This window comes from Bacillus cereus group sp. MYBK139-1 (genome assembly GCF_051916915.1).
Taxonomy (GTDB): domain Bacteria; phylum Bacillota; class Bacilli; order Bacillales; family Bacillaceae_G; genus Bacillus_A; species Bacillus_A pacificus.
In genome coordinates, this window is sequence record NZ_JBQAHO010000003.1 from 613,131 (window position 1) to 634,367 (window position 21,237).

Genomic DNA, 21,237 nt, shown 5'->3' on the forward strand with positions numbered 1-21,237 from the left:
GCTACATAATTAAAGCCTTTCTCTTTTATGTTGGCTACTTCCTTCATAAAAATGGTGCTATATTTTCGTTTTAAAGTTATATTCCATTTCTCCAGCTAGTGCTGCTGGAGTATCATTTGTTTCTCTGAAATCATGTGTATATATTGATTCAAACAAACCAAAATCTACTTGTTTATAAAATTCATAGCAAGGGAAACCATCATGTACACCTTCAACATGCAAAGTACCACTTTTATTAACTCGTATAGCCAACAAATAATCAGCTGCGGGTGCCGCCGCATTTAACGGATTACTTGCACTTGCTCTCATTTCAAATGAAACTTCATCTTCACTCCATACAATATTTGTACATGCGATGTTTTCTGTACTTGTTTCTCCCTTTTGATACTCAATTGAGCCATCTGGATTTGTAATTTTTACAGTAACGATGCAAGCATCTGCATATGTGAAAATTTCTCTTTTATAAAAATCAACAATCACTTCTTGTTCCAATCTTGAACGCTTTGTATTTACAGCGTACGGTGTAAATTCACGTGCATCTCCAGCGTATTCAAACATTCTTCCTGTTGCAGCATCCTTAATAGGCTTCAGCAATGCATACGGTGCAAATACACTCCCTCTAATTTTTACGATATTAACCATGTGAAACCTCCATTGATTGTATATTATATAAATCATTATTTGTTCTACAATGTAATATAGTCAATTTGATTGACTATATTATGCATAGTACAATAAGTGTCATATATAGTCAACTTAATTGACTACAAATGCGGAGGTTATATACATGGATCAAACATTTAACGAGTTAGATCTTACATCGCTTTTATCATTATCATTTAGCACATTAATTACTGAACTACATGACAAATTAAATGAATTGGGATTTGAAGATATTAGGCCAGCACATGGTTTTATGTTCAAACGCATTCTACCTAACGGAGCAACGGGTATAGAACTAGCTGAATATTTAGGGGTTTCAAAACAAGCTGTAAGTAAAATGGTGGATTCTCTTGAGAAGAGTGGCTACGTTACACGCAAAACACATCCTACTGATAAAAGAGGGAAAATCGTTGTTTTAACCGAACGTGGTTTGTCAGTATTGAAGGCAAAAGAAAAAATAGTAGCTGAAATAGAGCAACAATGGATTGAAAACATAGGTGCTGAACGAATGCAAATGCTCAAAGAAGATTTAACAACATTCGTTACGAAAGAAAATACAGGAAAATTATCATCAAATATACGACCTGTCTGGTAAACAAAAACTCCATATAAAAACGAATCCATTTTGATTATTCTTTTTCAAAATGGATTCGTTTTCTACAATAATATATTTATTACTCTCGTTTCATCTCTATCATTAACCCTAACTATTTGCGTCTCACTATTTGGTAAAAATACGATATAATTTCCCTTCCTCACATTCTTCCAAATAACTTTCCCTTCTTCATCCGTTTTCCCTATTGAAATCCCAATTTCTTTACTCGGCTCAGGTGATTCGTCTTTCATAAGTATAATTTCAAAATCTTTTATTGGCTGTTTTTCTTTATTTTTCACGTGAAAAGTTACAGAATTAACAATCTTACTAAACTTCTTTTCATTATTTGCTATAGAACTAGACATTATGATAATGACCAATATACAACATAAAATCCATATAAACTTATTATATTTATTCAGACCATTTTTTAAGATTATTAAAAACATCGTCTGTCACCCGGTTTCCAGAATTCCAAGAACTACTTCCTACTGTATGGGTAGCTGTTATTGTTACACCCGTACGAGAATGGATAATTAAAATTACTGTCTCTTAATAAGTATCCCCAATCTTCCCCACCATGTTTACGCCCTTCAAATGAAAGCGAAACAAGATTTTCTCCCCTTCGATCATTGCTATACAAAGAGTGTTCTTGAAAAAGTACACGTTCTCCCTCATTTGAAACTGATATCCATGGTACATCTTCTGCATACACCTTTTGATTCACCAAAAATACTGTACAAAAAAAGATAAAAAGAACACCAAAACTATAAAGAGCCAACCTACATCTTATAGAAATAAAGCTATCCAACATAACTTACCTCCTATACAAATGATAGCGAACAATTGAAGATCCCTTTATAAATTCTAGTTTTTCTTTTTTTAGAAGTCAATGTAATTAATAATGATAATCATTATTAATTACATTGACTTAACAAAATCACACAATTAGTCATATTCTTTACTCTGCGTTCAAAAATCTGTCTCATTAAAGGTTTACTTTATTACATAAACCCGTAACCTTCTTCACAATCAGCTCCGCAGTATTTTCCTCCAGTGGCATCAATAAATTCGTAACCGGTCCATACACTACAGGGCTTAATTCCACTTCATATCCACCATATGCGAATTCTTCTTTCGTTGGTAAGTAACCAATATATCCGTTCGTATATCCACCAAAGAAAGCTAGTTCATTTTGAAGACTCTCTTTCATTTCTAACGCAGTCTCTGAAAAAGGTTCCATCGGTATACCAGAAAATATACCATCATTAATTTGAAACAGTTGCACTTCTAAATCAATACGTAACTGCCGAATACCTTGCTTATATTTCTCTAAAACGATAGTAAGCCATTCATCCGTATTCACGCCCCACTGCTTCTCAGCTAATTGAGCCATGCTTCGTATCTCATCAATTTCAGGGATATCCTGCAGTTTCATTTGCATCGTACTCGAAATCGTTCTTACATTTACAATCGGACTATATGTAACTGTTGGTAACATCGTTAATACATGTCCACTAAGCGTGTAAGCCATTTGTTTTAACGCTTCCTTTGAACCTCTATACTTCGCATTCACATTACCAGCAGCACCTTGCACAATCATAACAGGGCAGTTTACGATTTTCTCAAGAATCTCTCTCGTCATTCCAGGATAATCTGCTGATAATACATCACTATCACCTTTTAAAACATTCGGATGGGCCGTACAAAATACTACAATACCAGATAACTCCTTCGTTTCAGCATCTCTTATTGCTAACATGCCAATACGTTTATCTACAACACCATCTATATTTGTTCCCATCTTTGCTCTTCCATCAGATGTTCTCTCTCTTCGGTTTACTCCAATATCACCTGTCGTAACCCCCCAGCCAACTTCACATCGCTCCAAGTTTTTATTCGCAGTAACCGCACCGTGCACCACATTATTTACTAAAATCGTTTTATACGACTGTACGAGCGGATTATCACCGACCGTCTCTGGACCGGAATGCGTATGAGTATAAACAACCGTTATTCGCTCAAACGGCACATGAAGTTCACTCGCTACTTGCTCACGAATCATATTCGTATCTTCTACTAACATCCCAATATTATCAATACTTATAAACACAGTTTTCATTTCATCTTTTTCAAATACAAAAACCGTCCCATAAATATGCTCTTCAATATTATTTATTCCTGTCTCTCTATGGTATCCGACAAAATCAATCCCTATAGGCGGCGTAATATCCACCTTGCATACCCCTATTCTGCTCATTTGAATCGCTCCATTTCTCTATGTAACTCCCTTTTGTTTAAGAATAGCATATTTTACCTTTTTCCAAATAAAAAAGACCGGACATAGCATTCTATGTCCGGTCTTTTCATCACACATACTTCCGATGCACCATCTTCCCATCATAAGAAAACACAACGCCCTTACTCTCCACAATTGACTCCATATGCACCGTTCTTCCCCATAGCTGATGAAGATATGGTAATACCTTTTCTAAGTATTTTAAATCAAGCTCAATTCCTTCGTAACTATGTTTAATATACAATTCTCCATTCTTTAAGTAGTCCCCGTCTTCTACTACTAAGTACGGGAAGCCACCATTTGTCCGCATATTTACGAGTTGATCACGCACATGTTCCCACTCTTTATCTATTACCTTATATTCTTTTCCTTGGCGCTGGAATAAGTACATATCTTCTCTCATTACGAGATCTTTATTTAAGTAGTTTCTTAAGAACGATACGTCCCATTCGATTTCGCGTACTTCAAAGATTTTGTCTCGACCAGATCCTGGTTTGACGCCTCGTCGTTTCATTTCCTCTGTAGGGTTGTTGTAGCGCTCCTCAATATCTTCAAACATTTTAATACCGAGGTAGTATGGGTTAATACTCGTTTTTGATGGCTGGACGACACCTGCATTTAGTTTCGCAAATTCAATTGCTTCATCCGATGTTAAGTCCATTTCGCGAAGTATGCGTTGGTGCCAGTATGATGCCCAGCCTTCGTTCATGATCTTCGTTTCAAGCTGTGGCCAGAAATATAACATTTCCTCACGCATCATCGTTAATATGTCCCGCTGCCAATCTTCTAGCTCACGGCTATATTCTTCAATAAAGAGGAGTAAGTCTTTCTCTGGTTGTGGTGGGATTTTCTTCTTTTTACGTACATTGGAGCGTTCCCTCTTTTTATTGCGATCATCTAAATTCCATAAATCATCGTATTGCGATACCTTTTTCTTTTCTACTTCTTCCTCTTCTAAATCATCAATACTCCATGCAAGTTTTGGACGCATGAGCGACGGATCAATATGCTCTTGAATGGCAAGTACGGCATCTAAAAATGTTTCTACCTCTTCTTTTCCGTACTTATGCTCATATGCTTTCACCCGTTCAGCTGTCGCTGACATACTTTCTACCATATCTCGCTTCGTATTTGAAAAACGAATATTATTTTTAAAGAAATCACAGTGCGCTAACACGTGCGCTACGATTAATTTATTTTGAATTAACGAGTTCGTATCTAATAAAAAGGCATAACATGGATCAGAGTTAATAACGAGTTCGTATATTTTACTAAGACCTAAATCGTATTGTAATTTCATTCTGAAAAACTGTTTCCCAAAACTCCAATGTGAAAACCGCGTCGGCATCCCATATGCACCAAATGTATAAATAATTTCCGCTGGACATATTTCATAACGCATCGGATAAAAATCAAGCCCAAATCCAGTCGCAATTTCCGTAATTTCCGCAATCGCATATTGCAGTGCTTTATCGTCACTTGCTCTCATTATTTTCCCTCCTTACACTTTCCCTTAAGAAAGTGTATGATTGAGAACAAGCTTTCATGAGGATTGATTGCATAATAAAAAGACACCCCCGTAAAAACGAGAATGTCTCATCTATTAACCTTCAATAATCTCCATCTTCTCTGTAATCGGTGTACGAGCTTTTCCTTCTGGTGCTTTATCGAAATAGCCAAGGTGAAGAATTCCAACGATGCGTTGACCTCTTGTTAAACCAAGTCCTTCTATAAATAATGGATTGTAGTTTAATCCGCCTGATTTCCAAACACAACCTAATCCACGTTCCCAAGCAAGAAGTTGGAAGTTTTGCATAAATGCGCATGTTGCAGCGTAATCTTCGTCGCGTTGAATCTGACGAGGATCTTCATTTATATACACAACGATTTGTGCAGGTGTGCTTAAGAAACGATCTGATAAAATTTTACCGCGTTTCGCTCTTTCTTCTTCTGTGAAAGAGTTTAATACTGCGTCCACTAATTTCTGACGACCTTCTCCAATGTATAATTTACAATTCCATGGTTCACGATGTTTATGATTCGGTGCCCACGTTGCGTCGTTTAATAGTTCAATTAACAACTCTTTGTCTACTGCTTTATCTGTAAATGTACGAACAGAACGTCTTTCTTTAATCACATTTGCGATGGAAGTATATGTAGTCATATTTTTCTCTCCCTTATTTTTATCTATATGTATACGTTTATTATTGATATTGATTTTCAATTTCGATTATACCTTAGTTTTTTACTATTAATCAATGTTTTATGTTGGAAAACTCCCAAAAACTTCATTTCATACTGTGAATAAAAAAACTTGATTTGTTCACAAGTATTTCACATTTTATGGAAATGATATGTGTACAGTTTTCCACATCATCTATCTAGGAGGAGTTTATATGTACAAAAAAATCGCAGTAAGTATGACTATGGCAGCATTATTATTCGGTACAACCGTCTTCCCAACTTTCGCTGCTACGCCAAAAGAAGTAACATTGCATCATCATAAACCAATTTCAGAAGAAGAAATGCAATCGCTCGAAAAACTCGGCTATAACAAACATGAAATTTGGAGAGCTGCCCACATTGCAAGAATGAGTAAAAAAGAAATTAAGGACGTTTTAGCTTACTATAAGCAAAATAAATCTTGGGAGAAAACAGCTGAGCATTTCGGGGTAGATCCAAGTAAGTTGAAAAAGCATCATATGAATAAAGAAACGAAAAAGGCGCTACTGCAAGAATTAGCAAATATGCAAAAATCTACACCAGACGGGCTAAAACAAAAAATGAAAGAATATAATATCGGATTACGTCAGCTCACGGTATTAACAATCATCTCTCAAAAAAGTAATACTCCCCTTGATGATGTGCTAAAAATGAAAAAAGACGGAATGGATATGAAACAAATTGCCGAAAAATTAAACGTAAAAAAAGAAGATATACGAGCAGAAATGATTAAATTAGTAAAGTCTATTAAGGAAAAGAAAACAAATTAATACGCCAAAAAGGAAGAGTTTTTCAATACTCTTCCTTTTCTTTATGAACTTTCAATTTTCAAGTATAAATTCCCGTCTTTCCCAAAAACTAACACAAGGAAATGATATATGTTAGGGGTGAGAAAATGTTCGGTTTATCATCTAAGAAATCAAAAAAGACTAATACAAAAACAATTTGTTCTATTCCAGAATTTATACAAACCATGAAAGAATCTAGCGATTTTGTCTCTTATAACGTACTTGAAGATGAAACATTATGCTTGTTTTATTATAAATCTGTCGTGGAAGCACTTATTATTAAACAATTTATTTTAACTCCTATAAAAAAGAAAGCAGAACACATTCAAAATATCTCTGATTTATATAATATTGTCTCTATTGAAGACATCATTACCTCTCCTTCTATTGATGATATTCGCGAAAAATTATTAGGTGGATATATATTAATACGTTTAAAAAACAATTCGAATCCCGATCAATATGCTTTAATTCGTGCAGAGAGTACTGTTCTAGGAAAACGGTTATATAACGATACAGAAAATGAATATAGTGTAATCGGTCCTAAAGTTGGTTTCGTTGAGAATATTGATACAAATATACATTTATTACGCCGAAATATCGTAACAGAGCAACTCATTTTCAAAGAAATTATCGTTGGATCTATGTCAAAAACGAAGGTAGCAGTTGCTTATATTGAAGGAGTTACAAATGAACAATTTATCAACATCGCAATACAAAGACTAGAAAATATTGATTTTGATGTCCCATTTGATGCGACTATGATTGAACAATTTATTAGTGATAATAGCAATTCACCTTTTCCTGTTCTACTACCTACAGAACGATTAGATCGAGCTATATTTGCATTAATTAGCGGGGAAGTTTTAATTTTAACAGATGGCTCCCCCTATGCTTTATCCGGACCGACAACATTACTAGATTTTTTCATTTCACCAGAAGACTATTATTTACCGTGGATGATTGGATCGTTCTTTCGTGTTATTCGTTTTTTCGGAGCTATATTTTCTCTTTTTTCCTCCGCTATTTATACAGCGGCTTTAACTTATCATTATCAAATGATTCCTGCCGACTTATTAGGCCCTATTATTTTTTCGAGAGCGAACGTACCTTTCCCGCCTATTCTAGAAGCACTCTTCTTAGAAATTACAATCGAATTGCTTCGTGAAGCGGGAGCACGTTTACCGACAAAAGTTGGGCAAACGATTGGAATTGTTGGTGGAATTGTAATTGGTCAAGCATCCGTTGAGGCAGCTTTAACGAGTACGATTTTATTAATTGCAGTTGCTTTATCTGCCCTTGCATCTTTCACAACACCGACTGTAAAGATGTCTTCTACGATCCGTTTGTTACGCTTTCCGCTTATTCTTTTAGCCGGCGCATTCGGAGGATTAGGGCTTATTGTTGGATTTGTATTTATTTTAGCTCATTTAATTAAATTAAAATCACTTGGATCACCTTATTTATTACCTTTATATCCATTTCGTGGTTTAGGTACAGCAGAAGGTTTTCTTAGATTACCATTTAGTCAAACGGCACAAAGACCTTCTTTTCTTAGGCCAAAATCTAAATGGCGCTATAATCCAAGCAAAGCGAAGCAAAAACGTGATGGTGATGGTGAATGAAAAAACTCTTATTGCACCTTATCATGATCTTCTTTTTTCTACAAACTGGCTGTACACAAACGTATATAGTGGATACGCAGCGTATTATTCATGTCGCTGGATTTGACATCACAAAAAACAAAAGATTCCAAGGAACTATCTTATTTCCAGAGTATACACATGGTGTGAAGTCTAAACCAGAAACCCAATCAACATCTGCCCGTTCACTTGAAACTATTGCTTCACGATTAAATGCGAAATCTCCTCACAATGTTGTTGTAGGTCAAATGCGTGTCGTCCTATTCGGAAAAACTCTAGGAGAACGAGGAATGGGAGAAATTATTACTAACTTACAACGTGATCCAAATATCGGGCGTGATGTACAACTAGCAATTGTAGATGGATCAGCTGAAGAGCTTTTAAATCGTGGAAAACAAAATGGTTCATTATCCATTGTTGATTTACTTGAGCAAAATATACGAAATGAGAACATTCCACAAACCTCATTGAACGTTTTTTTATATAATTACTATTCTTCTGTATGTGATGCCTATGTCCCATATATTAAAACGGACGCTAATCATTCCGTCGTTGTCAAAGGACTTGCTTTCTTAAAAGACGATAAAGTGGTCATGTATACAGATAAAAGACATTCTGTTTTAACAAAATTACTTATTAATCCTACGAAAAATGGACGTTACGAAGCAGCGATAAAAAAGAATAAACATAAAGGTATGGTTGTCATACAAGATTTAGCTGGGAAAAGTAAATATGATATAGATCAAACTGGTGACATACCAAAAGTAAAAATCAATTTAAAATTAGATGGATTAATTAAAAACTCTCCTACTTGGATTGATTTAAGAAAAAAAAGAAATATCAATTATATAAAAAAACAAATTGAGCGAAATGTTGAAAAAGACTGTGAAGGGTTAATAAAACAATTTCAAGAAAAGGAAATTGATCCTTTAGGAATACGTGATGAAATTAGAAGTCATACGAGAAAATGGAATATAAAACAAATTCGAAATATGTATCAAAATATAGACATTGATGTAAATTTAGATATTAACATTGTTCAATCTGGAATCGGGGAATAGTGAGGTGAAATAAGCAATGCATACAATGAATAAAACAAAGACTGTCTCTCCATATTTTGCATTTATTTTGTTGCATTCTCTTCAAATCGGAATAGGAATTCTAGGATATCAACGTGTAATTTTAAAAAATGCTGGCTATGATGCCTGGATTTCTCTTATTATTGCGGGAATTGCAACTCATATTGTGCTGTTTTGTATGTTAAAAATGTTAGAAAAAGATGGAGATTTAATTAGCATTCATACAACAACTTTCGGGAAATGGATTGGCTCTATATTTTCTGTCATTTTCACTCTTTATTGCTTATTATTCTGCCTTACTGTTCTTCGTACATATATGGAAGTCATACAAGTTTGGATTTTTCCTACCATTAAATTATGGAAACTTACCCTTATGTTTTTATTAGTGACTTACTACATTATAAAAGGTGGATTTCGTTCTGTGACTGGAATATGCTTTTGGGGAGTCATTCTTCCTATTTTCGTTGTATTCTTTTTAATCTATCCAATGAAATACGCTCATTTCCGTAATATTTTACCTATTTTTACACATTCACCTACTGACATGCTTATATCTGCAAAACAATCTGCATTAGAGTTTCTCGGCTTTGAAACAATTCTTATCTTCTATCCATTTATTGAAAAAGGAAAATCTTTAAAGAGATGGGCCCATGCAGGAATTGCTTTTAGCACTTTAATTTATGTAATTTTAGCCATCGTATCCTTTATGTATTATAGCGAAGGACAATTAAACCGTACTATTTGGCCTACTTTAACAATGTTAAAAATTATTAAGGTCCCTTTTATTCAACGCTTTGAATACATTATTATTTTTATTTGGTTTTTAATTATTTTGCCAAACCTTTGCTTAACTATTTGGTCATCATGCCAAACGATGAAGCGTTCCTTTCATATTTCGTTTACATTTACATTACCGTTCTTTATTTTTATCATATTTTCAATTTCTCTACTTTTCACAAACCGTGAAAGTATAAACACATTAAACACAGTACTATCTCAAGCTGGTTTATATATTGTATACGCTTATATCCCAATTTTATTTCTATTCCATTCGCTAAGATGGCGCTTCAAAAATCAGTCGAAAAAATCTTCAACCGATACACCGTAATCTCTGATACAATTTGATTAATACATTTGTAAAGGGGACAAGCGAATGAAAAAATATGTATTTTCTTTACTTGCAGTACTAAGCTTAATTCTTGCTGGATGCGGAAGTACTGGTACAAATGACCAAAAATCTTCTGAATCAAAAAAAGAGGAACATGACCACGCATCGCACACTCAGCAAGCTGACATTCAAGAGAAAACAAAAGGAATCGACACACTTCCTACATTCCTAGACAAGCTTGATCCACAAATGAAAGACATCTACACTGTCGCTGGACAAAATGCAGAGCTATTAGATTGGATTCCATGTTACTGCGGTTGCGGTGAAAGTGTAGGACATAAAAATAATAAAAATTGTTTTATTCGTGAAATTAAAAAGAATGGTGAAGTTGTTTGGGATTCTCATGCAACGACTTGCGTCAATTGCCTAGAAATCGCAGTTGAATCTGCTTCCATGAAACAAAAAGGAAAAACAACGCTTGAAATTCGTAACTATATCGATAATAAATACAAAGAAGGCTATGGCAAACCAACACCTACGCCAATGCCAAAAGCTTAAAAAACGAGGACACACCTCGTTTTTTTCATTCACTTTTTTTCTTAACAAATTCTTTCAAGTGTATTTCTCCTTACTTATCACACACTATATATAACTCTCGGTAAGGAGGGTACACAGTGCAAACATATAACGATTATGATAAAGCTCTCTATTACACGTATTGCTGTAATTGGGATAAATTACTCGTTCTCATGGTTCAAACGAACGATCAATTATTTTCTAAGCGTATTGAGCATTTTTTACACGCTTATCAATACAGTAAAGAACTGCCAGAAGTTGATAAACAATTGCAGCTTCTATTTCAATATATTGACCACGCATCCCAAAAGTCACATATAGAAGAAGTAGAGCAAATTCAAATGTAAACTATAGCGCTATTCTCTTCTGGAGAATAGCGCTTTTTTAAAATGTTCATATCAATAAAAGTTTCCCCTTATAAAACTTTTATTGATAAACATATTTTTTCTTTCTTTTCTGTACCACTTCATACTATAATTTAGTATGTAACTATTATAAGAGAGGTATAAAATATGGGACGAGAAAAAAAGCAAGAATATGCTTTATTTACCGCGTGGGGAGCTTCTTTTATTGCTACACTAGGGAGTCTATACTTTTCCGAAATCATGAAATTTGAGCCTTGTGTCCTTTGTTGGTATCAACGTATTTTTATGTATCCATTCGTTTTATGGCTCGGTATCGCTGTAGTAAAAAAAGACTATCGCATCGCAAATTATTCTTTACCAATCGCAAGTATCGGTGCTTGTATTTCTTTATATCACTATGCAATTCAAAAGATCGCAGCATTTTCAGCTGCCGGGGCAGCTTGCGGCCGTGTACCATGTACGGGAGAATACATAAACTGGTTCGGCTTTGTGACAATCCCGTTTTTAGCACTTATCGGCTTTATTACAATCGCTGTTTGTAGCTTTATTGTCATTAAAAACAAATAAGGAGATGAAAGAATGAAAAAAATACTTATATTTGGCGGTATTATTATCGTTTTATTTGCGGCAATGTTTGCTGTAGCACAAATGGAAAAGAAAAACGCATCGACAAATGAAAAAGATTACTACTCAAATAAAATTTCTCTTGAGGATCTCAATAAAAATATAGAAGATAAAAAAGAACAAACGATTTATTTTTATCAAACCTCTTGCGTTCATTGTCAAAAGGTCTCTCCTATTGTTGTACCTTTAGCGAAAGATTTAAATGTTGATATGAAAGTAATTGATATTGAAAATTTAAACGAGCCTTGGGATAAATACAATATCCAAGGAACACCGACAATTATTCATTTTAAAGATGGTAAAGAAGTAAGCCGTATTAGCGGAGAACAATCAAAAGAAAAGTTCAAAGAATGGTTTGAACAAACGAAAAAATAACGAGAAAAGGAAACTCCTTCTACACATGAAATGGACGTAAAATTCCAAACTAATGTATAAGGAGGGGGTTTTATGCCAGAAGTAAGATGTTCTGTTTCCAATTGTTCATTTTGGGGACAAGGCAACTTTTGTCAAGCAAGTGCGATTATCGTTCAGCCAGATGCGGATGAAACGGGTCAAACTGAAAATGAATCGTATACAAGTGCAGTTTTAACGAACGAGACGCTAGAAAGTTCTGTAGCAACAAGTGTAGAGACTTGTTGTCATACATTTAAGCCAAAATATTAAACATAAAAAGCATACGATTAATCGTATGCTTTTTTACATCCCCCTCCAAAAATCATGCATAATAAAAAAGTATAAAATAACGAGAACGGCCGTCCCGCATAAGGTAATGCGCCGATATATACTCTTCTCCCCTTCTCTCGCCTTAACAAACGCCCAAATAAATCCGAAGAACAATATTAAATCAACATATGGAACATAAAAAGAAAAAACGAGAAACGCATATAAATACACAATAAATAAACAGGTCGTTACTAAGAAAACTTTAAACGCAAATTCACTTTTCATAATGTAACCGCCCCCTATCTGTACTGTATTATATTCAGCAAAATACAATAGTTGCAGTTAAACTCGAAGTAGAAATAAGCTACCGTCTATCATACGGTAGCCTATTACGGAACATTATATTTCCGTTTATATATATTACTTAAAGCTGAAGAAGGGATTTGCTCATAACGAATTTTTTCTCCTGTTTCATCCACTATATACAAATTGTTTCCTATATAATATATTCCATCTTTTCGTTTTGAGTACACTGCATACCTTTCGTTTGGCAATACCATTTTCACTTTCGTTAGCTGTCCATTCGGTTCTTGCCAATATATATCCACGCGATCTACTAACGTAAGCATACCAATTTGCTCTTCTTCTACTTTACGACCATTCCAGCTCACAACACGATAACCAAGCTTATTCGCTTCATATTCCGGGCTCGTATGAAACCGAGAAATGATTACTTTCGTCTGTAATTGAACTCGGTCATATAACCACTGTATATCCCTGTCATGCATACGAATACAGCCATTTGATTCCCTACTTCCAATTGTCCATTCCCGATTTGTCCCATGAATCGCATATTCATTTTTATCTAGTCCAAGCCATCTCGTACCAAGAGGGTTATTCGGTGCACCACCAGCTATTTTTTTCCGATGGTATTCTTTATTTTTAAATTTAGTTATAATACAAAAATTACCTTCAGGTGTAGGGGTACGATCTCTTCCAGTTGTTACGGGGAATGTTTTTGTATAATTTCCATTTTCAAAAAAAGATAATTGGTTTGTCGTAAGGTTCACTAATATTAGATGATCTGTATTAGCAAAGGCACTAACCGGTAGGATGAAAAATAATAGTATGACAAAACATAATTTTTTCATCTATATCCCTCCCCTAGCGCCACTATAATAAGTGGAATTAACTTTACTTTGCTCTTATAAATGAAAACTATCCATTTACAATAACGCCCCCATTTACGTGTATCATTTGCCCGGTAACATAGGATGAATCATCAGACGCTAAATATACGTATGCTGGTGCTAATTCATATGGTTGGCCAGGTCTTTGCATCGGAACATTGCTTCCAAACTGTGATACTTTTTTCTCATCAAAGCTCGATGGAATAAGTGGTGTCCAAATTGGTCCTGGCGCAACACCATTTACACGAATCCCTTTTTGCACTAATGACTGAGAAAGTGATCTTGTGAAAGCAACAATTGCCCCTTTCGTTGCGGAATAATCAATTAACGTTTCATTTCCTTCGTATGCAACGATAGACGCTGTATTTATAATGACATCTCCTTGCTTTAAATGAGAAAGTGCAGCCTTCGCAACGTGAAAATAAGAAAAAATATTAATACGAAAAGTCTTTTCTAGCTGTTCTGCTGTAATATACTCTAATCCTTGCTGCGGATATTGCTGCGCGACATTATTTACTAAAACATGTAAACTCCCTAGCTGCTTGACGGTCTCTTCTACAATATCTTTACAATGCTGTTCATCACTTAAATCACCTGGTAACAACACACACTTTACACCTTCTTGTTCTACACGTTGCTTCGTCTCATTTGCATCTCCATCTTCATCTAAATACGCAATCGCAATATTTGCTCCCTCTTTCGCAAAAGCGATAGAAACAGCTCGTCCAATTCCACTATCTCCCCCTGTAATTAATACATTCTTTCCTTTTAACTTTTCGCTACCTTTATAATTTGGATCTTCAAACTGTGGTAGAGGATTCATTAATGATTCAATACCAGGTTGTTTATTTTGATGTTGCGCTGGCATTGTTATAAAGTTTTTTTGCTGTGGCATAGCTTCTTTCAACTCCTTTTCCTTATAATGTGCATAATAAAAACTGAAATTCACACATCAAGTTACGATTAATATTCGAATTTAAGACACAAAATATGAATTGTTGTAAACTTTTTATGCAAAACTATTGCAAAATAGATAAAAAACGAATATTATATATAACTGTTGTGAAAATTATTCGTAAACAGAAAGGATGTTTATATGTTTAACCTTTCAAAACATAAAACTTCTATTAAAACTGAAATTATGGCAGGTATTATTACCTTCTTAACAATGGCATATATCATTGTCGTAAACCCAGTTATCCTTGGGGATGCAGGTGTTCCATTTGAACAAGCATTTACAGCAACAATTATCGCTGCTGTTGTCGGAACATTATTTATGGCGATCTTTACAAACTTACCAATCGCAATTGCACCAGGTATGGGATTAAATGCTTACTTCTCTTACTCTGTTGTAAAAGCTCATGAAGGCATGACTTTCGCAATTGCATTCTCTGCTGTATTCGTAGCAGGTATGATTTTAATTTTGTTATCATTCACATCTTTCCGTACAAAATTAATGGAAGCAATTCCTGAAAACTTAAAACATGCAATTACTGCTGGTATCGGCCTTTTCATCGCCTTTATCGGTTTACGTTTAACAGGTATCGTTACAAAAAATGAAGCAAATTTAGTTGGACTGGGTGATCTTCACTCTGCTCCAGTACTACTCGCATTAGCTGGACTTGGAATTACAATTGTCCTTATGTCTTTAAATGTAAATGGCGCACTATTTATCGGTATGCTATTAACTGGTATTATCGCTTTCTTCACGGGACAATTATCATTCTCAAACGGTGTTACATCAATGCCTGGCTTACCAGAAGGCATTATCGTTTCAAATCCAATTACTGCTGTATCTGATGTAATTAACTACGGATTATACGGCGTTGTATTCTCATTCTTCCTTGTTACATTATTCGATACAACAGGTACATTACTTGGCGTTGCTCAACAAGGTGGATTTATGAAAGATGGAAAGCTTCCAAAAGCTGGACGAGCTCTTCTATCTGACTCATTCTCAGCAACAATCGGTTCTATGTTCGGAACAACACCATCAACAGCTTACATTGAATCATCTGCTGGTGTTGCAGCTGGTGGTCGTACTGGTTTAACAACTGTTACAGTAGCTGTTTTATTCGCACTAGCAGCATTCTTCGGACCATTAGTAAGTGCCGTTTCTGGTGTATCAGCTATTACTGCACCATCATTAATTATCGTTGGTAGTCTTATGATGGGTTCAGTTCGCCACATCGATTGGGACGCATTTGATGAAGCATTCCCAGCATTCTTAGTAATCTTAAGCATGCCACTTACATCAAGTATCGCAACAGGTATCGCACTTGGATTTATTTCATACCCACTTATGAAAGTGGCAAAAGGTAAGTTCCGTGCTGTTCACCCGCTTGTGTATGTATTTGGAATCTTGTTCGCTTATCAATTAATTTTCTTACCACATTAAAAAAGTAGAGCATCGAAATCCGATGCTCTACTTTTCTTTTATAACAATCATTCAAACTATAACGGTCCCTCCAAAATATGAAGGAGCTTATAACCATTTAATACTTCTCTTCTACCTGTAATTCTTTACTATACTTTTGAATGAAAACTGACGAAACAACCATTACCATTCCTACACTAAATCCAATAAGCTGATCCAGTAGCATTTCATCATGAATGAACCAGCGCAGTAAAAATACCCCACCAAAAATAAGCATCATAATAAATCCAGTATGTCTAAGCCCTTTATATACATTTTCCATATGTATCACCTCTCCACATACTTTTATCCATATTATACCATAATCTAAAAACGTGTATAACCAACATTCAGCATTGAAACCAATAATAAAAAGGCTGCAGAGAATTTCTTCTCCACAGCCTAATACTTATTTTTGCAAGAACGCTTTTAAATCTGCAAACTGTCTCTTTGCATCTTCATAGCCTTGCTCATATAGATTTTGTAGTTTTGCTGTATCTTTTTCCATACGATCTACTTGAAGCGGTACTTCTGGACGAATAACAAATAAATTACCCGCTTGTTCTTCTTTTTCAATGTAGTGAAGTGTTTCATTATACACTTCATAGCGATTTAGCATCGTGTTAACAAGATTCGGATATTTTTTATAAGCCTTCGCAGCAATCCACCCAAATCTTGATTTTTTCTTTGCGTAACCGTGATTTCTTGTTAAAATTACGACTGATTTTTTAAATCCATCTTCCTGTGCTTTACGAACTGGAATTGGATCTGAAATCCCGCCATCTAATAATTGCTTACCACGATAATTTACTACTGGTGCAATGAAAGGTAATGAACTAGAAGCTTGTAATAAATTTAGTGCATCGTCATTCGTTCCTTCTTTTTCAAAATAAACAGACTGCCCTGTTTCACAATCCGTCGTTCCTACAAGGAAACGCTCGGGGCTATTAAAGTATGTTTCAAAATCAAACGGCACATGCTTTTCTGGAATTTCATGAAAAATAAAATCCATATCAAATAGCTGACGTTTTCTCCATAAGTTTTTATACGATAAATATTTCGGATGTGATGCATAATCAATATTTACTGTTTTATTTCTATTTCTTTGTCTGGAAAGATACGACGCTGCATGACAAGCACCAGCTGATACACCGATTACATATGGAAAATATAAATCTTGTTCCATAAAGTATTCTAATATCCCACCCGTATATACACCACGCATACCGCCGCCTTCTAATACTAACCCTGTATTTTCAAGCATGTTACTCTCTCCTCTATATATATTGACCCTTTAATTATTCACCATGTTAAGTATCTGTTTCTATTATATATGAGTTCTTTCAGAAATTATATTTAAAAGACTTGAGAAAACGGAATTTTTTCTTCCAATTATATTTCCAAATGATTGGAGACATCCTTTATAAACCTTTGAATAAAATCTTGTTCTTCTTTCGTATATCTATCTAAGAGTAACAGCCACTTTTCTTCAGCTTGTTTATGCAATTTATCATGAGCTTTATATATTTCATTTCCGCTTTCTGTTAAACGGAAGAAAATTTCTTTTTGATTGTCTAACATTTGCATCTTCTCAACGAATTTCTTTTGGAACAACTTTGTACAAACTTTAGAGATTGCGCCCTTCGTCATTCCCATTTCTATCGTAATTGCCGTTACATTCATCAGACCATTCTTCCCGATACACTCGATTACATGTAACTCAGATAAAGACATACCACTTACACCTGTCTCACGAAGAAACTTCTCATTTTGTCCTTTCAAATGTTCTTCTCTTTTATGCAAAAGTGTACGAATGTCCGAAAGTATTTCCATTTGTTTCGTTGTATAATCCAATCTATTCGCCCCCTAAGTTTCCAAAGAAACGATTTAACTATATACCATTTTAAAAAATTTTTTTCATATTTACAAGTTAGAAAAACATGTTAAAATAAATTTAGTTTCCGAGGAAACTAAAAATAAGGAGGTTAACACAATGAAAAAATCCAAACTACATTTCATTTTATATGTTGTCTGTATTAGTGCCTTACTCGGTTCCTTCGCTCAAAATATTTACACACCTATCTTGCCCATGATTCAAGGTTCTTTTCATACTTCTCCTTATCTTGTAAATGTCACAGTTTCACTTTTCACATTCATTCTTGCAATTATGCAGCTCGTATATGGACCTTTAATTGATACAAAAGGGAGAAAATCTGTCCTTATCCCTAGTTTAGTCATTAGTACAATTGGTTCAATCGGATGTGCTTTTTCGGCAAACATTTATTTATTTCTCTTTTTTAGAGCTGTTCAAGCTATAGGAATAGCGGCTATACCTGTAGTTTCAGCAACGATTATTGGTGATTTGTTTGAAGGAAAAGAACGAGGAGAAGCAATGAGCCTTTATCAAATGTTACTTGCTCTTGCACCTGCGATTGGCCCCCTCATTGGTGGTTATCTCGGCAGTATAAACGGCCATGTATCCGTATTTCTCTTTTTATCTATACTTGGCATTCTCTTATTAATGATAAACATTTCACTACTTCCAGAAACAAAACCAACTGTAAGTAAGCAACCGCAATCAAAAAAGAATTACTGGTTTATCTTAAAAAATAAAACTGGATTTTCTATTACTCTTATTGGCTTTATTCAATTTTGTATTTACTTTTGCTTCCTCGTTTTTTTACCGAGCATTTTAACAAATTTATTTCACTTAACTGCAAGTGAAATTGGTCTTATGTTTGTACCGATGTCCCTTTCTATTATGTTAGGAAGTTATTGCTACAAGTTTTTGCAAAAGCGCCTCACAACAAAGCAAACTTTATTCATTACTAGTTTCTTCAATATTATATGTGTCACTTTATTCTCTTTCACATATAGCATCAATATCCCATTTATCATTATCGTTACATCATTGTACGGTTTTAGTATGGGACTTTCTATGCCAACTCACACTACTTTATTAACGGAAGAATTCATACAAGAACGCGCAACTGCTATCGGTATGTACAACTTCATCCGCTATCTTGGTATGGGCACAGGGCCACTTATAGGTGGATTTCTTTTATTTAATCAAAATTACTTTTGGATTTTCTTCATAGGTGCAATTATGTTTCTACTCATAATCTTATATGCGATGAAAATGCTACGATTCCCTGCCACACACAAAGCAAAATAGAGACCTACAGATGGTCTCTATTTTAAACTCGTTGATCCGCAACAATATGAATATCAATATGCTTCGTCTGTCTCATAATTTCATTCACAATCGAACCTTTTCGAATTTCTTCCCATCGCGTTCTCGCTGATTGCCCAAGTAAAATTTGCGTTACTTGTAATCTTTTTGCAACTTCAATAATAACATCCGCTGGCTTTCTTCCTTTTGCTTCTTCTAATACAAAACTTGCATCAAATTGATTCGTGAGCGCCTTCCACTCTTCAATCGTCTGCTTTTTTCCAGCTGAAAGAGAATCTATATTTTCTCTTTCAACATTTAATACATACAATTCAGCGTTTAACCGATCAGCCATGCGCCAGCCCCGTCTTATTAATTTCTCTGCTGTTGAACTGTACTGTACACAAACGAGAATTTTTTCTTTCACGCCAATTGGTTCTATCACTGTTTGACTAATTTTCTCGTCCATATCGTCAGCGACTTCACGAAGCGATAATTCCCTGAGTGCTCCTAAATTATTAAGCGTAAAGAAATTTTGTAAGCTTTGCTGAATTTTTTCTTCTTTATATATCTTTCCGTCTATTAACCTCTTCCGAAGTACTTCCGGCGTTGCATCGACAAGCTGAATTTCATTTGCTTTTTGTAAAATAAAATCTGGAATTCGTTCTCTTACTTTTACATTCGTAATTTGAGCTACAATATCATGAACACTTTCTAAATGTTGAATATTAAACGCTGACAATACGGATATACCAGCCTCTAACAATTCTTGTACATCCATATAACGCTTCTTGTTTTTAGAGCTGGGAATATTACTATGTGCAAGTTCATCCACAACAACGACTTGCGGTGCACGCTTTATAATTCCTTCCACATCAAGTTCATAAAACACTTTCCCTTTATACTCTATTTCTTTTAAAGGAACCTTTTCTAAATCAGCAATTGCGTCTTCCGTCTCTTTTCTCCCATGCGTTTCAATTAAACCAATTACAATATCCATACCGTCCTTTTTCATCTCTCTAGCATCAAAGAGCATTTTATAACTTTTCCCTACTCCTGGAGCTGCTCCTACATATAGCTTTAACTTCCCGCGGTTTTGCTGACGAATATATTCTAAATACTCTTCTGGCGTTCGCCTTTGAAAAGTTGGTTTATAGTCATCCGCATACAAAACACTCACAACCTTTCTTTCGAAACAACGCTACCTCAATCCGTTAGATTGAGGTAGCACTGTTACTATTTCAGTAGTTTCTGTAATTCTAAATTTAACTTTAAGACGTTTACGCGGGTCTCTCCAAATAAACCAAGTGCCGCACCTTCCGTTTGATCCTTAATCAATTGATTTAGCGTTTCTTTCGGAATATTCGTTATTTTAGAGATGCGCTCTACCTGCACGGAAGCTGCCTTCGGACTAATGTCAGGATCAAGCCCTGAACCTGAATTTGTCACTAAATCGATTGGTACTTCTGTAACTGGAACGCTCGGATTTTGTTTCTTCCACTCTTCAATACTTTTCTCTACTCGTTTCTCTAAATCTGGATTAGACGGTGCATAGTTATTTGAACCAGACGCTTCTGCTTTATATTCAATACTAGAGACACGCCCATGAAAATAACGTGGATCTGTGAAATTTTGACCGATTAATTTAGAACCAATCACTTCATTTTTATCATTATATATTAGACTTCCATCCGCATTATCCTTCATGACTGCTTGTGCAATACCAGTAATAATAAGCGGATATACAAGTCCGCACAACACTAAAAATGTAAAAGTAATCCGGATGATTGGTGATAGTATACTTTGTTTCTTCGCCATCTTTTTCCCCTCTTC

General features: G+C 34.9%; 25 protein-coding genes and 1 pseudogene. 12 read left to right on the forward strand and 14 right to left on the reverse strand.

The window, feature by feature from the left end; translation table 11 throughout:
- Nucleotides 1-57 precede the first annotated feature (57 nt).
- Nucleotides 58-642 carry a DUF3238 domain-containing protein gene (locus ACTFRS_RS20210; protein WP_431085240.1) on the reverse strand — a complete coding sequence of 195 codons (585 nt, stop codon included), beginning with the start codon at nt 640-642 and terminating at the stop codon, nt 58-60.
- 145 nt (nt 643-787) lie between these two features.
- Between ACTFRS_RS20210 and ACTFRS_RS20215 the strand changes: the two genes are divergently transcribed.
- Complete coding sequence (locus ACTFRS_RS20215) at nt 788-1,258, forward strand: MarR family winged helix-turn-helix transcriptional regulator (protein ID WP_431085241.1); 471 nt, start codon at nt 788-790, stop codon at nt 1,256-1,258.
- Between the two features lie 62 nt (nt 1,259-1,320).
- Here ACTFRS_RS20215 and ACTFRS_RS20220 read toward each other — a convergent pair whose 3' ends face one another.
- The 5 genes and pseudogenes from ACTFRS_RS20220 to ACTFRS_RS20240 form a co-directional block, all read right to left on the reverse strand.
- Nucleotides 1,321-1,707, reverse strand: coding sequence for a DUF2606 family protein (locus tag ACTFRS_RS20220; protein WP_000478580.1), 387 nt, complete (start codon nt 1,705-1,707; stop codon nt 1,321-1,323).
- Nucleotides 1,708-1,787: 80 nt separating this feature from the next.
- Nucleotides 1,788-2,072, reverse strand: a pseudogene (locus tag ACTFRS_RS20225) (trypsin-like serine peptidase); the annotation flags it as partial.
- 174 nt (nt 2,073-2,246) lie between these two features.
- On the reverse strand, nt 2,247-3,518 hold the full coding sequence (locus tag ACTFRS_RS20230; RefSeq protein ID WP_439195588.1) for a neutral/alkaline non-lysosomal ceramidase N-terminal domain-containing protein: 1,272 nt from the start codon (nt 3,516-3,518) through the stop codon (nt 2,247-2,249).
- 109 nt (nt 3,519-3,627) lie between these two features.
- Nucleotides 3,628-5,046 (reverse strand): stage V sporulation protein SpoVR, encoded by a 1,419-nt coding sequence (gene spoVR, locus ACTFRS_RS20235; RefSeq protein ID WP_139868998.1) that lies wholly within the window; start codon nt 5,044-5,046, stop codon nt 3,628-3,630.
- Between the two features lie 114 nt (nt 5,047-5,160).
- A complete protein-coding gene (locus ACTFRS_RS20240; protein ID WP_000214810.1) occupies nt 5,161-5,721 on the reverse strand; it encodes a nitroreductase family protein in 561 nt (186 codons plus the stop codon).
- 232 nt (nt 5,722-5,953) lie between these two features.
- Between ACTFRS_RS20240 and ACTFRS_RS20245 the strand changes: the two genes are divergently transcribed.
- The 9 genes from ACTFRS_RS20245 to ACTFRS_RS20285 all read left to right on the forward strand — a co-directional run bounded on the left by ACTFRS_RS20245 (nt 5,954) and on the right by ACTFRS_RS20285 (nt 12,626).
- The gene (locus ACTFRS_RS20245; protein WP_000276995.1) at nt 5,954-6,550 is read left to right on the forward strand and encodes a hypothetical protein; all 597 of its coding nucleotides are present in this window, start codon (nt 5,954-5,956) and stop codon (nt 6,548-6,550) included.
- 125 nt (nt 6,551-6,675) lie between these two features.
- Entirely contained in the window at nt 6,676-8,193 is a 1,518-nt protein-coding gene (locus tag ACTFRS_RS20250) for a spore germination protein (protein WP_439195587.1), read from the forward strand.
- A complete protein-coding gene (locus ACTFRS_RS20255; protein ID WP_000734944.1) occupies nt 8,190-9,272 on the forward strand; it encodes a Ger(x)C family spore germination protein in 1,083 nt (360 codons plus the stop codon). The genes ACTFRS_RS20250 and ACTFRS_RS20255 overlap by 4 nt, the downstream gene beginning before the upstream one ends.
- A gap of 16 nt (nt 9,273-9,288) precedes the next feature.
- Nucleotides 9,289-10,398 (forward strand): GerAB/ArcD/ProY family transporter, encoded by a 1,110-nt coding sequence (locus tag ACTFRS_RS20260; RefSeq protein WP_000557314.1) that lies wholly within the window; start codon nt 9,289-9,291, stop codon nt 10,396-10,398.
- A gap of 45 nt (nt 10,399-10,443) precedes the next feature.
- Nucleotides 10,444-10,956 carry a PCYCGC domain-containing protein gene (locus ACTFRS_RS20265; protein WP_000761024.1) on the forward strand — a complete coding sequence of 171 codons (513 nt, stop codon included), beginning with the start codon at nt 10,444-10,446 and terminating at the stop codon, nt 10,954-10,956.
- A gap of 116 nt (nt 10,957-11,072) precedes the next feature.
- Nucleotides 11,073-11,321, forward strand: a complete 249-nt coding sequence (locus tag ACTFRS_RS20270) for a YhdB family protein (RefSeq protein WP_001195458.1) — start codon at nt 11,073-11,075, stop codon at nt 11,319-11,321.
- Between the two features lie 165 nt (nt 11,322-11,486).
- Nucleotides 11,487-11,906, forward strand: coding sequence for a disulfide formation protein C (locus tag ACTFRS_RS20275; RefSeq protein ID WP_000532254.1), 420 nt, complete (start codon nt 11,487-11,489; stop codon nt 11,904-11,906).
- Between the two features lie 12 nt (nt 11,907-11,918).
- Nucleotides 11,919-12,338 carry a thioredoxin family protein gene (locus ACTFRS_RS20280; RefSeq protein ID WP_000721875.1) on the forward strand — a complete coding sequence of 140 codons (420 nt, stop codon included), beginning with the start codon at nt 11,919-11,921 and terminating at the stop codon, nt 12,336-12,338.
- Between the two features lie 72 nt (nt 12,339-12,410).
- On the forward strand, nt 12,411-12,626 hold the full coding sequence (locus tag ACTFRS_RS20285; RefSeq protein WP_001115486.1) for a DUF1540 domain-containing protein: 216 nt from the start codon (nt 12,411-12,413) through the stop codon (nt 12,624-12,626).
- 33 nt (nt 12,627-12,659) lie between these two features.
- On the opposite strand, the gene ACTFRS_RS20290 is transcribed toward ACTFRS_RS20285, so the two are convergent.
- From ACTFRS_RS20290 to ACTFRS_RS20300, 3 genes are all read right to left on the reverse strand, one after another.
- A complete protein-coding gene (locus tag ACTFRS_RS20290; RefSeq protein ID WP_000834195.1) occupies nt 12,660-12,911 on the reverse strand; it encodes a hypothetical protein in 252 nt (83 codons plus the stop codon).
- Between the two features lie 104 nt (nt 12,912-13,015).
- Nucleotides 13,016-13,777, reverse strand: a complete 762-nt coding sequence (locus tag ACTFRS_RS20295) for a L,D-transpeptidase (protein WP_000732021.1) — start codon at nt 13,775-13,777, stop codon at nt 13,016-13,018.
- Between the two features lie 67 nt (nt 13,778-13,844).
- A complete protein-coding gene (locus tag ACTFRS_RS20300) occupies nt 13,845-14,711 on the reverse strand; it encodes an SDR family oxidoreductase (protein ID WP_242294081.1) in 867 nt (288 codons plus the stop codon).
- 201 nt (nt 14,712-14,912) lie between these two features.
- On the opposite strand from ACTFRS_RS20300, the gene ACTFRS_RS20305 reads away from it, so the two are divergent.
- Nucleotides 14,913-16,214, forward strand: a complete 1,302-nt coding sequence (locus tag ACTFRS_RS20305) for an NCS2 family permease (protein WP_000482726.1) — start codon at nt 14,913-14,915, stop codon at nt 16,212-16,214.
- Nucleotides 16,215-16,311: 97 nt separating this feature from the next.
- On the opposite strand, the gene ACTFRS_RS20310 is transcribed toward ACTFRS_RS20305, so the two are convergent.
- The 3 genes from ACTFRS_RS20310 to ACTFRS_RS20320 form a co-directional block, all read right to left on the reverse strand.
- Nucleotides 16,312-16,515: a hypothetical protein gene (locus ACTFRS_RS20310; protein WP_000432811.1), complete on the reverse strand. Its 204-nt coding sequence runs from the start codon at nt 16,513-16,515 to the stop codon at nt 16,312-16,314.
- 126 nt (nt 16,516-16,641) lie between these two features.
- A complete protein-coding gene (locus ACTFRS_RS20315) occupies nt 16,642-17,496 on the reverse strand; it encodes a patatin-like phospholipase family protein (RefSeq protein ID WP_000892678.1) in 855 nt (284 codons plus the stop codon).
- Nucleotides 17,497-17,624: 128 nt separating this feature from the next.
- Nucleotides 17,625-18,086 (reverse strand): MarR family transcriptional regulator, encoded by a 462-nt coding sequence (locus tag ACTFRS_RS20320; protein ID WP_139869001.1) that lies wholly within the window; start codon nt 18,084-18,086, stop codon nt 17,625-17,627.
- 139 nt (nt 18,087-18,225) lie between these two features.
- Here ACTFRS_RS20320 and ACTFRS_RS20325 point away from each other — a divergent pair, with 139 nt between their 5' ends.
- On the forward strand, nt 18,226-19,407 hold the full coding sequence (locus ACTFRS_RS20325; protein WP_139869002.1) for an MFS transporter: 1,182 nt from the start codon (nt 18,226-18,228) through the stop codon (nt 19,405-19,407).
- A 22-nt stretch (nt 19,408-19,429) separates the two neighbouring features.
- Here the strand turns inward: ACTFRS_RS20325 and kdpDN are convergent, their stop codons facing one another.
- Nucleotides 19,430-20,584: a KdpD-like non-kinase potassium sensor gene (kdpDN, locus tag ACTFRS_RS20330; RefSeq protein WP_139869003.1), complete on the reverse strand. Its 1,155-nt coding sequence runs from the start codon at nt 20,582-20,584 to the stop codon at nt 19,430-19,432.
- A 56-nt stretch (nt 20,585-20,640) separates the two neighbouring features.
- On the reverse strand, nt 20,641-21,222 hold the full coding sequence (gene kdpC, locus ACTFRS_RS20335) for a K(+)-transporting ATPase subunit C (protein ID WP_139869004.1): 582 nt from the start codon (nt 21,220-21,222) through the stop codon (nt 20,641-20,643).
- Nucleotides 21,223-21,237: the final 15 nt, after the last annotated feature.